Genomic DNA, 13,276 nt, shown 5'->3' on the forward strand with positions numbered 1-13,276 from the left:
GGGGGGGGGGTGTTCCCAGACGATGTCGACATCGACGCTGTCGTGGCCCGGTTCGGGTGGGTGGGTGAGGGTGAGGGGTGCGCGGGTGAGGAGTTCGGTGACGGGGTCGGTGACGGGGGTGGGGGTGAGGACAAGCGGCTCGTCGGGGATGCAGGTGCGCCGGCCGAGGAAGGGCGCCCAGTGGGGTTCAGCGAGGGCGTCGGCGATGCGGGCGATGAGCGGGGCGGGGCCGTGGACGGCGACGGTGAAGACGGCGTCTGCGAGGTAGTGGCGCCAGGACTGGAGGGTGGAGGCGGCTTCGGTGCGGTGGCCGCCGTCGGAGGTGGGCAGGAGGCCTTCGCGGCCGCGGCCGCGGTACCGGGCGCCGCCGACGGTGTGGTAGTCGGTGTGGGGGGTGCCGGGTTTGTCGATGCGGACGGTGAAGGTCAGGTCGTGGTGGCTGGGGTTGCCGGGCAGGTCCGGATAGGGGTCCAGGGCGTGGTCGCGTGGGCGGCCCTGGGCGGAGGCGAACATGCCGATCAGGGCGGAGCGGGTGGGATGCGCGGCGGTGTCGCGGTGGTGGAAGGCGCTGTGGTGGCCCCAGGACTGGAGGGGGCCGGCCAGGCGCAGGAGCAGGCCGCTCACGAGGTGGGCCAGTTGCCGGTGGCGGCCTTCACGCACGCCTGGGCGAGGTCCTCGAAGCCGCTGTGGCGGGTGCCGAGGCCGGTGACGGGGTCCTGGCCGGTGCAGGCGTAGCCGTGGGCGACGCGTCGGCGGGTGCCCACGAGGAGATCCATGTCGCGGGCGTGTGCGGTGAGGGCGGCGCGGGCGGGGAGGGTATAGCCGCCTTGGGGGCGGGCTTTGACGGGCTGTTCGAACGCGCCGCTGTAGGAGACGGGGCGGCGGTCGCGGATGACGTAGTGGACCAGGTCGGGGACAGTGTGGGGCGCGGTGGAGGTCTTCTTCCCCTGCGGCAGTTCCATGATGAACGCCTCGGTGAACAGGCCGAGGAGGTGGGCGGTCTGGTCGGTGTCGCCGTCGAGGTTGTGCAGGAGTTCGGTGATGTTGACGGTGGCGTAGCGGTAGAGGACGCCGGTGGTCAAGAACGCGGTCTGCAGGTGGGCGCCGCCCCGGTCGCCGGGGCGGGGCCAGTCCTCGACGGCGGTGAAGAAGTCCGGTTGGAGGTCTGCGGTGTGGACACTGAAGGCGGGGGCCATGTGGACGGCGCCGTCGACCTGTCCGTCGGGGATCTCGGCGAGCATCCGGCCGAAGAGGTTGATGGTGGCGGTGCGGCGGGTGAGCAGCTGCTGGATGTCGGCGGCCGGCAAGATGCCGTCCTTGTCGCTCTTCTTCGCCTTGGGGGTTTTGGCTGAGGTGTTCTTCCCGCCTGCGGTCTTCGTCCTGTCGCTCTTCGCTTCGGCTGCTTTCGCCGCCGCTTCTTCGAGTGCGTGGCGGTGCTCGTGGCACAGGGCGGCAAGGCGGTCGGTGGTGTCGGCGGGCAGGTAGAGCATCGCCTGGGTGCGGCCCTGCTGCGCGGGGTCAGTCTTCAGGCCGCCTTCCTTGCCGGTGGCGCAGCGGGCGACCTCGGCGGCCGCGAACGCGGCGAGGTCCTGGCTCCAGCCGTCGACGTGCAGGCGGTCGGCGAGGACGACGGGCACCATGCGGGTGCGGGCTGCGTACTCCTGGAGGTCGTCCTCCAGGGCGTGGCGGATCACGTGCTTCCAGGACTGGCTGGAGTGGAAGAGGCGGGTGGTTGCGCCGTACTCGATGGTTTTGGGCTCCTGGGTGTCGGAGCGGTTGAGGTTGGAGGCCGGGATGGGCTGCAGGATGTGGAGGTCGACGTAGCGGGCGCGGGTCATGAGGGGTCCTTGGCGGCGTGGTCGAGGGTGGCGTAGTAGGCGTCGAACCAGCGGGTGCGGACGCGTCCGGGCTGGTGCTCGTATTGGGCGAGGTCGTCGAGGAGGACGGGCCAGTCCGGTGTCAGGCCGGCGCGCAGGATCCGCTCGGTCAGGGCGGGCAGGCGGCGGTGGGCCTGGTCGGTGCTGACGCGGGTGATGACGTCCAGGGCCTCCTCGGTGCGGCCGGGGGTGAAGCCGGCGCAGCGCACCGCGGTGGCGAGGAGCGCACCGAAGTTCGGGCGCCGGTACCAGGCGGGGTTGAGGTAGGTGCCCTCGTCGGGCGTGGCCTCTTTCGAGTCCGCGTCCGGGCCGGGTCCGGCGTCGGTGCCGGCGTCCGGGCCGGGACGGCCGGCGAGGGCGACGAGGCAGGCGAGGGTGTAGTGGGCGCGGCGGGCGGGGCTGGTGCGGGTGAGGCGGGACAGGTGGCGGTGGATAGCGCCGTCGCAGTCGTCGACGGGGCGTCCTCTTCCCAGGCTCAGCTGGTGGCGGATGCCGTGGTCGCGGCACAGGTCGGTGACGTGGGCGATGTAGGCGCTGTAGCCGCGGCGGCGTTCGACGGCGCTTGTATATGTGGGTGTCGGGGTCAACGGGGCCTCGTGGTGTCGGTCGCGGGTTCGCGGCCGGCGCGGCGCAGGGCGGTGGTGGCGTCGTGGAGGGCGCGGCGGGCCTGGCGGTGGTGGAGTGCGGTGGTGGAGGCGGCCCGGTGCAGGGCGTGAATCGCGTTGCCGGCGAACGCGGCGCGGGCGCTCTGGTGGTAGTCGTCGAGCAGGCGCCAGAAGGTGGTCTCGGCGAGCGGCCAGTAGGCGGCGAGGGCGTGGTGGGCCCAGGTGCTGCGGGTGGTGGCGGGCCGGGCGGGGCGGGCCGGTCTGTCCGGGGCTCGGGGGGTGGTGGCGTCCTTCCATGCCTGGTTGGCGGTTTTGGCCAGGGCGGCGGCAAGGGCTTCGGCGGCGTGGCAGCAGTCGGCGATGCGCTGGGCCAGGCGGGGGTCCCTGTCCTGGGCCCAGGTCCACACCGGCGGGGTGGTGGCGCTGTACCAGCCGTTGTCGATGACTTTGCTGCTGTCCTGGTCGAAGCCGTGGACGCGGACGCGCAGGGCGCGGCGCAGCTCGGCGGGGAGGTCGTTGAGGGTGTCGAAGACTTCCGGGCGGCGGATGGCGGCGGTTTCGTCGGGAGCGAGGACGAGGGCTTCGAGGTCGCGCCACCAGGCGCGGGAGATGTCGGCGAGGCGGGGGGTGCGGCGCCGTTCCACGGGTAGTTTGGCGTTGGTGTGGATGGCGAGGTAGGGGTCGGTGGCGGGGAGTCTGGGGTGTTGGGTGGCCCAGGTGAGGTAGGCGTCGGTGACGTGGGTGCCGTCCTCGTCGGGGACCAGGAGCAGGGCGTGGCGGGAGCGGCCGGTCAGCAGCCTGCCTGGCCAGGTGACGGGGTGGGGCGGGGCGTCGGGGTCGGGGGTTTTCGGTTCCTCCCATGGGCACAGGTCTGCGTGGTTCTGCTCGTCGCCGGTGAACTTGGGGATGCCGACGAGGAGGGTCTCGTGGAGGGTGCGTCCTAGCGGGTGGTAGGAGGCGGTGCCGCGCAGCGGGCCGGCGGTGGAGCGGACTGCGGTGCCGGCGGGGGTAGTGCGCGGGGTGCAGCCGCCGAAGGCGCCGTAGGAGTGGTGGATGAGCAGGTGCCAGAGGGCTTCCTTGACGGGCAGCGGCTTGGGGTCGGTGTCGGTGTGGGGGCTGAACCAGGCCAGGTTGTTGCCGGCGGGTCTGCCGTAGGTGAGCTTGTTGACGCTGACCGGGATGGGGCACTGGGCGGCGAGGAGGGGGTCTTGCATCCAGGGCCGGTGGGGGTGGAAGGCGTCCCATTCGTGGGCGTCGATGTAGGTGTGGACGGCGGTCGCGTCGAAGCGCCCGGCGGCGAGGTGTTCGCGCCGCAGCGCGTTCCACTGCGAGGCGGGCAGGTCCGGGTCGTCGAGGCCGGTGGTCCGGGCGCAGATCACGACGAGGATGCGCAGCAGCGCGGATGCGGCGGGCGGGACGGGGAGGGCAAGGTCGTCGAACTCGTGGGCGCGTAACAGGAGTTCGCGCAGTCCGACGGTTTCGTAGCGGTGCGCGGTGCGGACGTCGATCCAGGGGTCGTCTGCGGCGCTGAAGGACGGTCGGGTCGGCATGTCGGGCGGGCTCCGGGTCGGCCGCGCGGTGCCGGGCGGCCGGGTGGTCAGGGTGGTGGCGGGCAGGAGGGCTGTGGTTCGGCGGGCAGGCTCCCGCACCGCCGGGCATGGGAGGGCCGCGGCGGGTGCCGGATACCGGGGTGCAAGGTCACGTGCTGGGGGCAGCGGGGCGCGGTGGGGCCGGCGGGCAGGGGCTCACGGCGGGCTCCGCCACACGGGGTCGCCGGGGCGGGGGATGCTCTGTGCTGGGTCCTGCTGACCGCTGCGGATCAAGCCAATCACGGGCACGGAAGCCGTGTACAGCCGAGTGAGAAAGTATGACGATCCGTCAAATTGCTTTCTGCTCTTGTGATTTGAACCGATGCTGCTCCCCGGGGCGGCGGACCCCAGGGGTTGCGCTGTGCCGTGTGCCGGGCCACGACGCCTGCATGCCTCGCCAGCCGTCGGCGTATACTGGCGGCAGTGACGCACAGCGCAGATTCAGGTGTCGTGCCCGAGCACCTGGCGCTGTCCGAGAGTCAAAAATCTCTGAAGCCACACCCTCCCAGCACTACGAAGTCGACTCGGCAGACGAGACGTAGGCGGCGGGACTCCTTCGCGACCTGTGGAGTCTTCCGTGCCCCTGTTCTCTCTCGCCTGCATCGTTGTCCTGGTGCTGCTGGTGCCCATCGTGTTCTGTGCCTTCGCGGCCGTCCTTCACCCTGATCGCGACGCCGCCCGCCGGGCCATCACCGTCCTGGACAAGCTGCTGCGCTTCCTGTCCTTCGTCCGCCAGTAGTCGTAGCGGGTCCGACACCGCCTCGGTGTCGGACCCGGCCTCCTCTGTGTGCCCCACGGGTGCGACGTGGAGGTCCGCTACCGGTTGGGAGGCGTACGGCGCCCTGGTGCCGCGCTTCAACTGGCATGTTTGCGGCGACTCCAGGCCGCCCCCGGTCTTGACGAAGGCCGCAGTCCGATGGAGTGAACGCGCCGGCCAGTGATCCCACGGGGCCTGTCCCGTTCGCTGCCCGCTGGAGGCAGCAGTCCGGAGCTGGGCGCCGAAGCGCGGGAGCCTGCAGTCGCTCTGCGCGGGACAGGGCCGCCGGGAAAACCGCGCCCCCGCCTGCGCGCCACCCGTGCGAAGTGGTGCGCGGCCCGCGCGCGAACCCGGCCTGGGGGTCGGGCTGCGGGTGGGACCGGGTTCACTTCGCCCGGTGGACGAGTCCGAGTTCCTCCTCCAGGTGGAGCCGGTGGCCGCCGAACTGCTGGGGCCCGTCCATGGGCAGCAGCACGATGCCGGACAGCATCGGGTGCCGAGCCCAACCCTGCGGCGGAAGGTGGCGCAGGCCGGGGCAGGCGACCCACGCGGACGGGACCGGCAGGGTCCGCTGCAAGACGGCGCGCACCTGCCGGGCGGTGGTCGGTGCCTCAGGCAGTTCGATGCGGCCTTCGGGGTCCAGGGTCCGGCGCCGGGAGCCCGGCGGGCGGTAGCAGGGCAGGATCAGTGTGCGCGCCGCCCCGAGGCGGGTGACCGCATCCGCGGCGGTCAGGCGCTGGCGGTGCAGGTCGGCGAGGGAGGAGACGCGGCGGGGCGGGGGCAGGAGGTGGAGGGCTGCGAGGTGCTCCTCGGCCCTCTCGGCAGCGCGGTACTCGGCCAGGAGCCGGGCGAGTTCCTCGCCGGCCTGCCCGGGCAGGGGCGCGGCGCCGTGGATCTGTTCGACGGCTTCCTGCACGTGGTCGGGAACGAGGAACGGCTCCTGGCTGCGGGCGCGTAGGAGGCGGGCGGTGGCGTGCAGGAGGTAGGCGGGCTCCAGGGCCTGCCAGCTCTGGGGCAGGGCGGTGGTGCCGCAGGCGCCGACCGGTTCGAGGACGGTCAGGGTCCGGGGCAGCTCCCGCAGCCACGCCGCACGCCGGCGGCCTTCAGCGCGCCACAGGTGCTCGAACCGGCCCAGGCGTCCCAGGCGCTGCAGCAGCCGGGCTATGGAGGCGAGGTCGCTGACCATCAGATCGACGTCCACGTCCAAGCTCACGTCGAGCATGCTGGTACTCACCACGACCAGACGCCCGGGGCGCTGCCCGCACGGTCCCAGCGCCGCCCGCACGGCCCGCATCTTCTCCTCCCGGACCAGGCCGGGGAAGCGGGCGTGCAGCAGCACCAGGTCGCCTGCCAGGTCCGGCCGCATCGCCAGCAGGTAGCGGTAGGTGTCCTGCGCGTCCGCGACCGTGGCGCACGCCACCGCCGCGCAGCCGCCCCGCCGGGCGACGGGCGCGATCAGCTCCCCCACCGCGGCCAGGCGCTCCCCCGTCTCGACGTCGCGCACGACGCCGTCGGGAGACTGCCCGTCGTCCAGGGGCCGGTAGCGGACTTGGCGGATGTCGATTCGGGCCGCGCGGCGCTGGGAGCGGGCGTGGCGCAGCCGGGCGGTGAGAGCAGGGCGGACGGGTGCGGCGGTGCGGGCGGAGGCGAAGACCCAGCCGGGGTAGTGGGGTGCGTAGGTGTGGGCGGCGAGGCGGCGTGCGGGGTGGCCGGCGCCGGTGAGGTAGGCGCGCAGGAGGTCGTCGGCGGTGCGGGCGGGCATGGTCGCGGACAGGACGACGACGGGGCAGCCGAAGGAGCCGAGCCAGCCCAGCAGTCGGCGCAGGTGGTGCAGGCCGAACGGGGCCAGGGCGTGGGCCTCGTCGATGACGACGGTCTTGCCCGAGAGGGCGAGCATGCGCAGGGCGTTGAACTTCACCGGCAGGACCGCCATGAGGGCCTGGTCGACGGTGGCGACGGTGAACGGGGCGAGCAGGGCCTGGTCCCAGCCGCGCAGCCACGTGTCGGGCACCGTCGCACCGCAGCCGTCGGCCGCTGCGGTGGTGCTCTCGCTGCCGCCGGGGGCGGCCGGCCCGCTTTCGGGCACTGCGGCGGCCGGGGTCCTGTGCGCGCGGTCGGCCACCTGGTCGTCGATGACGCTGCCCCCGTCCGGGGCGAGGGCGTGGTCGCCGTAGGCGGCGTTCAGCCAGCTCTGGTGGTGGACCAGGGTGACCGGGGCGCGCTCGGGTTTGTGTGCCGCCACCCACTGCACGACCGTGTCGTACAGGGCGTCGGCGGTCGCCGTGGTCGGCAGCAGCCACAGCAGGCCGCTGGTGCCGCATGCCTCGTTCATGATGCGGACCGCTTCCAGGGCGGTGACGCTCTTGCCCGCGCCCGTCGCATCGGTGACCACGAGGATCCCCGGCCCGGCCCGGGCGACCAGGCCCGGAAGGTCCTCCATCACGGAGGCCTGCAGGGCGTTGGGCCCAGGCAGGCCCGGATGGGCGGTGGTGAAGCCGGCCTCGTCGAGGGCGATCCGCTCGAGCCCCGAGTCGTCCACCGCTTCCGGCGCCCGCCGCAGTGACCACGCGAAGTGCTCGCGCGCGCCGAAGGACGGAGCATGCGCTTTCGCAAGCCAGAAGCCCCGCCGGCTCGTCAACCGGTCCGCCACCACCCCGAGCCCGCACACCAGCACCGCCGCCTGGACCGACATCCGCTCGGGCACCACCCCCTCGGCGCCGGTGAGATGGGCGAGCTGCGCGACATAGCGGCGCCGCAGCCCGTGCCACGCCGCGCCCCCGAACAGCGCCCGGGTACGCTCCGGGGACGCGGCCCCGGCAAGGTCGAGCTGCAGGAACCGGCCATGATGGCCACCCAGGACCTGCGCCACCCGCACCCCGGCACTGTCGTTGCCACCCGTGTCGTAGCCGAGCTCGGCGAGCAGATCGACGGCCAGGTGCATGGAGGCCCTCTCGTGCGACACCCACACCGGGTCGGCCGCATCCGCCAGCAGCTCCTCCTCCAGACGCGACCATGCGCCCGGCAGCGCGGACTGGAACAGCACCGCCAGCTTGCCCATATCGTGGAGCGAGGCGAAGAACGCGGCCAACGACCGCGCCCGGGACACGTTCACACCCAACCCGTCCGCGACCAGCTGGCGCTGACTGTCCGTCAGGAACCTGTCCCACAACTCGAGGGCGACCGCGGCGGCATCCAGCAGATGGAACAGCAGCGGATACCCGGTGTCGGTCGCCCGGTCGTACTTGCCGACCGGCCCCAACGGCAAGCCGCCATAGCGCCCGTCCTCGACAACCCCCACCACTCCCCCGACCCTTCAATCCCTGGCACAGCCTGCTGGGGCCGCGCCCCGGCGAACACGCCAAGCCCCGACCGGCACCGGCCTACCCCATCACGGATCCCCGCGCCCCCGCCCGCAGCACCGCAATTCCAACTCCCGGACGCAAGGCCGCTGGTAGGCTCCGACGCAAGAGCTCGGGCAGCCCCACCATCGGCGGGCGCAACCCTTCCCCGCACCGGCGGGGGTGGCCCGACCCGCGGCGTCGCGGTGACGTAAAGCCGACGGCAGACTCTGAGACACAACACCTCCCTGCACACGCAGGGGTGCCACGTACCGGGCCTCGATCGTGCGATTGTGGAACGTCTCTTCCCCCACAAGCGGGGTGCCACGCTCCAGCACCAGCGGAGGAATTGGTCGGCTGTGCCTTCCCCGCATGCGCAGGGGCGTTACGTGCGCCTTCGACCTGGTCGTCGCGCCGCGCTTGTCTTCCCTGCACGCGTAGGAACCTCGCACGATAGACGGGCGCTCACTCAGGCACATCCCAGGGCGGGTCGGGCGCCGGGTGTCGCCGCCTCAGCTCTTCAGGAGACCTCCCTTTCACACACCGGGCCGACTCTTACGTTGCAGTGCTCCTCTACGACCCTGCCGAGGGGGCGGGAGAGAGACCGTGCCGCGCCCGGTACCAAGAGGTCAGGAGGTCGCGTTCACGCAGGCGCGCATTGCCGATGCGCGCAACGGGCGGGAAGCCCGGTTGCTTGGCCCACTCCCGCAGCACCCGGTCGGAGATGCCGGCAGCGGCCGTGATCTGGGAAGAGGTGACCATGTCACTCAACCCCTCAAGGGCGGCGAGGACTTGGGAGGGTTCTTTGAGCCCGCGGTGCCGGGCGAGCCACGCCTTCACGGCAGCGATGTCACGGGTTCCGCGGTCATCTGCGGGCGGAAATGGATCGTCCCCGTCCGGGCCGTACGTGTGAATGAAATATTTGACCATCGAGAAGGAGATGCCGACAGCCGACCCGAGTTCGGCGCGGTGGAGCCGAGGACCGCTGTTGGAGATCAGGATCTGCCGAGCGGTGGCCTCGCCGACGCCGAGTTGTCCGGCGATCCACTGTGCGCTCGCGGACATCGCCCGATCACTGGCCGCGGCCCCCTCGCGCATCTCGCCGATCCTGATCGCTTCTGCAGCTTTCACCGATGTCCGACCGCCACGTTCGCCGGCCTGCCGCAGGAACCAACTGCGAACTTCGGGCCAGGAGCGCAGTCCGTGCCCGTCCGCCCGGGGAAAGGGGTCCGCACCGCCCCCGTGGGCGGAGGCGTAGTAGCCGATCAACGAGGGGTGGACACCGAAGACTTCAGCCAACTGCGGTCCGCTCAGGTGCACATCAAGCGCGGCAACGGTGCGCGCCCGGTCCACCAGGTTGCGCGGGCCGGGCCGCCCGGCAGAAGAAGCACGGTACTCCTCGTACCAGGCAAGCACCGCGTCCCGAGACCTCAATTGGTTGCGTCCGGTACTTGTCGGCGGGGGAAAGTCCGGCTGGCGCGGCCAGTTGGTGCGCACGGAGTCGAACTTGTGCCCTGTCGCGTCGGCGACCTGCCGCATGGTGACGTACTCCGGCAGGCCCGTAAACGCCGCACGCACTTCGTCGAGGCTCTTCACACGTCACTCCTGCCGTTCCCGGCACCGGCCCCTTCCCCCGGCAGCTATCGCCAGGCCGACGCCACGCCACACATCCAATGCGGGTAATTTATCGCACCAGGACAGGCAGTGAGGTTCCAAAGACCAGCCCAAGCACGCCATGCCGTACAGTCGCACCGAAGCTGGAACGCTCACACCAACTGGCCAAGCAGGGCCGACACCGCCCACCACCGCTCCCGCACTCAACTGCAGATTCTCATCAGGTACCCCGATCCTGTATCGCGCAGTGACGTCACATGAGCGTTGCCTCTCGCCTGCCACGCAGGTCAGGAGAAGAGCCGACCCGGTCGCGAGCGATATCCGTGTGAGGCATCAAAAAACATCGGCATGCGACTCAGTAGCTGCCGCCCGGCCAGTTGGCCATCACCGCCGCAACTCTCCGAACATCTAGGCGCACCGCGCCAGTCCCGACTGCCACGACCCACAGAACGACGCGGACAACAGACCCCGCGAGGTAAGCTCATCTCCAGGCAAGCCCTGGCCCACCAAGAACCAGCAAAGCCGCAACATCACAGCACGTCAAAAAGGGTCTTCCCCGCACACGCAGGGGTGTCACCGGTGACGTTCTCACCCTGGCGGTGCTGCCGGCCGTCTTCCCCGCACACGCAGGGGTGTCACGGCCCGCTCGTCGGCACCGTGATCGACACCAGCGTCTTCCCCGCACATGCAGGGGTGTCACGCTCTTCCCCTCCCCGGGCGCACCGGTGACCACGTCTTCCCCGCACACGCAGGGGTGTCACATACAACCGCGGCGTCCGGGTCAGCGAACGCACGTCGTCCCTGCAGATGCAGGGGTGGCACGACCCGATGGGCCGCTGGCCTTGTGACCATGTTTCTTCCCTGCACGCGCAGAGACCCCGCATCGACGTCGTCGTCGGAACCGGCAAAACTCCGACTCTCCTCGCCCGTTCGGGGTGCTCAGCGGGCGTGTGCTGCGATGGCGTGAGGCGGATGTCTGCCACGGCGAGACCAAAGGACACCGGCTGATCAGCCGACAGGCTGAATGCCGAGGCGCTCGAGGGCATCACCGGTGGCGGCGAGCGGAGGATCAGGCCACAGCAGGTAGCTGCTCCCTGCCTCGCTCTCCGAGAATCTCTTCCTCTGCAGACCGTGCGGGGTGCTGGACGGCAGGTCGAACCAGATCTTGCGGTAGCTCGTTGAAACACTCCCCAGGTACGGAAGGTCGCCGTCCGCGACGATGAAGAACTCCCGCGAGCTGAAGATCGACAGTTGATCCGGGTCGTCTCGGCGAAGGGAGCTCCCACGCATGATGATGGCGCCCACGATGTTCTCCGCCAGAAACTGCCGAACGTATTCCGCCGTGGCGGAACTCCGCACGAAGAGCAGGATGCGCTGGTTGTTCTCGGTGTCCTCGCTGATGAGCTTGAGGAGTGTCAGGAGCTTGTCGTCGGGGCCCAGGTCGTCGATCCTGTCGAGGAAGTCGTCGACGGCCTCGTCAGGGATCGCCGCCACCACCGCTTCCACGTCGAACAGGCTGTCTTGACGGCTGTGCTCCGGGAAGCCCCCGGAACCGTGGAACCGACCAGAGCGGCTCCCGTGCGCCCCGGCCGCTGCGAGGCGCTCCAGACGGGGCCCGAGCAGCGCTGTGCTGAACGCGGCGCGGCTCTCCGCGGCGGTACGGAGCAGGGCTGCGCCTGCAGCACGGGACCATTGGGCATAGAAGGCTGCCGCGTCGTTGATGAGTGCGCGCTCGAGGGGACTGACACGGTAATGGACGACTTCCATGCGCAGGTCAGCCGGCGGGAGGAGGGAGCCGTGGAACGTCGGGGTCTGAATTGCCCTGACGCCGGAATGCCGTAGGGCCTGCGCTGACTTCTGCAGTTCCGCTGGGTGTCCAGTGACGACGACGGCGGTGTCGCCCGAGGTGATCAGGTCCGTCACTGCGGGCAGGTAGTGGGCGGCGTCCTCAAGGATGGCCAGGGCGAACCCCGTGTCGCGCAGGTGGGCTTGGGCGATCGACCCGATCAGGTTCCTGGCGACCACGACGGCCGGGGCCCCCGCGTCGGTGGAGTGGAAAAGCCAGGCGCGCATCTCGCCCTGGTCCCGAATGGCGGTAACGGGGACACCACGCCCGGCCAGGGCTTCGGCATGCTGGGTGACCGTCAGCGGGTGGGTGACCACAAGGACCCGCGCGCCGGGGTGCCGGAGGAGGAAGGCGTGAACGGCCGCGGCAAGTGCAAGGGTCTTCCCCGTTCCGGTAGCCAGAGTCATCGTGCGGACCTGGCCTGGTTCGAGCTCGGAGATCGCCTTGATCGCAGGTTCGTACGCAGCGGCAGGCCGGCGCGGGTCTGAAGTGTGGTGGGTCATCGCCCCTGGCCTGCCTTTCTGCGCATCTTCCTCAGGACCCATGCTCGTGCCATGGCGAGCTTTTGAAGGTCTTCGTCGGTCAGCTCGCGCTTGAAGTGGAAGACATCGTTGCGGATCTGTCCGACAGGTCTGATCTCGTAGGTGAACATGTCGCGGTTGGCTCCCATGATGCCGACGAAGTGGGGCCAGTTCCTGCTGTTCATCACGATGCTGACCTGCTCGTCAAAGGTCATAGCGACGAGCTCGGTCGGGAGGCGGTCCTCGCGGCCTTTGTAGAGGCTGGCAAGGGCGTGGCGGGCGCACTCCTCGAGTTGCTCGGGGCTCACCGCGGCGTCGATGAGGGACCGCAGCCCGGTCTCAGTCTCCTTGAGCAGCAGGTAGGGGCTGGCGACGCGGTAGAGGTAGGAGATCACGTCCGAGCCCGTCACGATGCCCTGCAGCCGGTCCGGATCGCCGACCAGCACGGCGTCGGCGCCGTCCAGAGGGGCGAAGAGGCTGTCGATCGGGTCGACGGCCCGGACGTAGACGGGCTGCTCCACGAAGTCCTCGACGACGAGCTGTTCGGGAGCCCTGGTCTTCTCCCACAGCCAGGTGCTGTTGACGAGGCGCTCGGTGAAGGAGCGGTGGGAGAACAGGCCAAGCACCTCGTTGCCGGCGACGACGGGCACCTGGTTGAATCCCAGCCCGTTCATGATCTTGAGGGTTTCGGGCACGGTGTGGTCCGCGGGCACGGTGACCGGCCCGTCGCCGGAGAGCAGATACGAGACCCGGTGGAACATGTGCAGTTCATCCGGGCGGGCCGGTGTCTGCGGCTCGTCCAGGGGTGCGGTCACGCGCTCCTCCAGTCGTTCCCGCCGGCCCCGCCGAGGTAGTGCCCGTCACCCCGGACGGGCACACGGTGTGCAGGTCCCAATGGAAGGGATCCTATCTCCAGACTGCCGGGCAGATCCCAGAACCAGTCCCCCAAGGCGCAGCCTCTTCTCTCCCTGGCTCCGCTTGCCCCCCTTGGTCGTTGCCACCCGACCGGCTGGCCGTCACCGTCGGAACTCTCCGAACATCTGACGCACCCCGCCAGTTCCGACTGCCACGACCCACAGAACGACGCGGACAACAGATCCCGCGAGGTAAGCTCATCTCCAGGCAAGCC

Annotated in this window: 9 protein-coding genes; 1 reads left to right on the top strand and 8 read right to left on the bottom strand. The window is 70.6% G+C overall.

Annotation, left to right across the window (positions count from 1 at the left end):
* The 4 genes from cas5e to casA form a co-directional block, all read right to left on the bottom strand.
* On the bottom strand, window positions 1–660 hold a 660-nt coding region (cas5e, locus tag OO57_RS10595; RefSeq protein ID WP_051777118.1), incomplete at its 3' end, for a type I-E CRISPR-associated protein Cas5/CasD.
* Window positions 621–1,838 (bottom strand): type I-E CRISPR-associated protein Cas7/Cse4/CasC, encoded by a 1,218-nt coding sequence (cas7e, locus tag OO57_RS10600; protein WP_033252106.1) that lies wholly within the window; start codon window positions 1,836–1,838, stop codon window positions 621–623. The genes cas5e and cas7e, both read right to left, overlap by 40 nt.
* Window positions 1,835–2,464 carry a type I-E CRISPR-associated protein Cse2/CasB gene (gene casB, locus OO57_RS39300; protein WP_051777121.1) on the bottom strand — a complete coding sequence of 210 codons (630 nt, stop codon included), beginning with the start codon at window positions 2,462–2,464 and terminating at the stop codon, window positions 1,835–1,837. Before casB ends, cas7e begins: the two co-directional genes overlap by 4 nt.
* A complete protein-coding gene (casA, locus tag OO57_RS10610) occupies window positions 2,461–4,032 on the bottom strand; it encodes a type I-E CRISPR-associated protein Cse1/CasA (RefSeq protein ID WP_051777123.1) in 1,572 nt (523 codons plus the stop codon). The genes casB and casA overlap by 4 nt, the downstream gene beginning before the upstream one ends.
* A 616-nt stretch (window positions 4,033–4,648) precedes the next feature.
* Between casA and OO57_RS43725 the strand changes: the two genes are divergently transcribed.
* Window positions 4,649–4,810, top strand: a complete 162-nt coding sequence (locus OO57_RS43725; RefSeq protein WP_158715078.1) for a hypothetical protein — start codon at window positions 4,649–4,651, stop codon at window positions 4,808–4,810.
* Window positions 4,811–5,213: 403 nt separating this feature from the next.
* Here the strand turns inward: OO57_RS43725 and OO57_RS10615 are convergent, their stop codons facing one another.
* The 4 genes from OO57_RS10615 to OO57_RS10630 form a co-directional block, all read right to left on the bottom strand.
* Entirely contained in the window at window positions 5,214–8,093 is a 2,880-nt protein-coding gene (locus OO57_RS10615) for a CRISPR-associated endonuclease Cas3'' (RefSeq protein WP_234337297.1), read from the bottom strand.
* A 646-nt stretch (window positions 8,094–8,739) separates the two neighbouring features.
* Entirely contained in the window at window positions 8,740–9,762 is a 1,023-nt protein-coding gene (locus OO57_RS10620; protein WP_033252108.1) for a hypothetical protein, read from the bottom strand.
* A gap of 1,026 nt (window positions 9,763–10,788) precedes the next feature.
* A complete protein-coding gene (locus tag OO57_RS10625) occupies window positions 10,789–12,129 on the bottom strand; it encodes a hypothetical protein (RefSeq protein WP_033252109.1) in 1,341 nt (446 codons plus the stop codon).
* Window positions 12,126–12,962 carry an HPP family protein gene (locus tag OO57_RS10630; RefSeq protein WP_033252110.1) on the bottom strand — a complete coding sequence of 279 codons (837 nt, stop codon included), beginning with the start codon at window positions 12,960–12,962 and terminating at the stop codon, window positions 12,126–12,128. The genes OO57_RS10625 and OO57_RS10630 overlap by 4 nt, the downstream gene beginning before the upstream one ends.
* Between the last annotated feature and the right edge of the window lie 314 nt (window positions 12,963–13,276).

Origin of the sequence: Kitasatospora phosalacinea (assembly GCF_000717185.1) — a bacterium.
Taxonomy (GTDB): domain Bacteria; phylum Actinomycetota; class Actinomycetes; order Streptomycetales; family Streptomycetaceae; genus Kitasatospora; species Kitasatospora phosalacinea_A.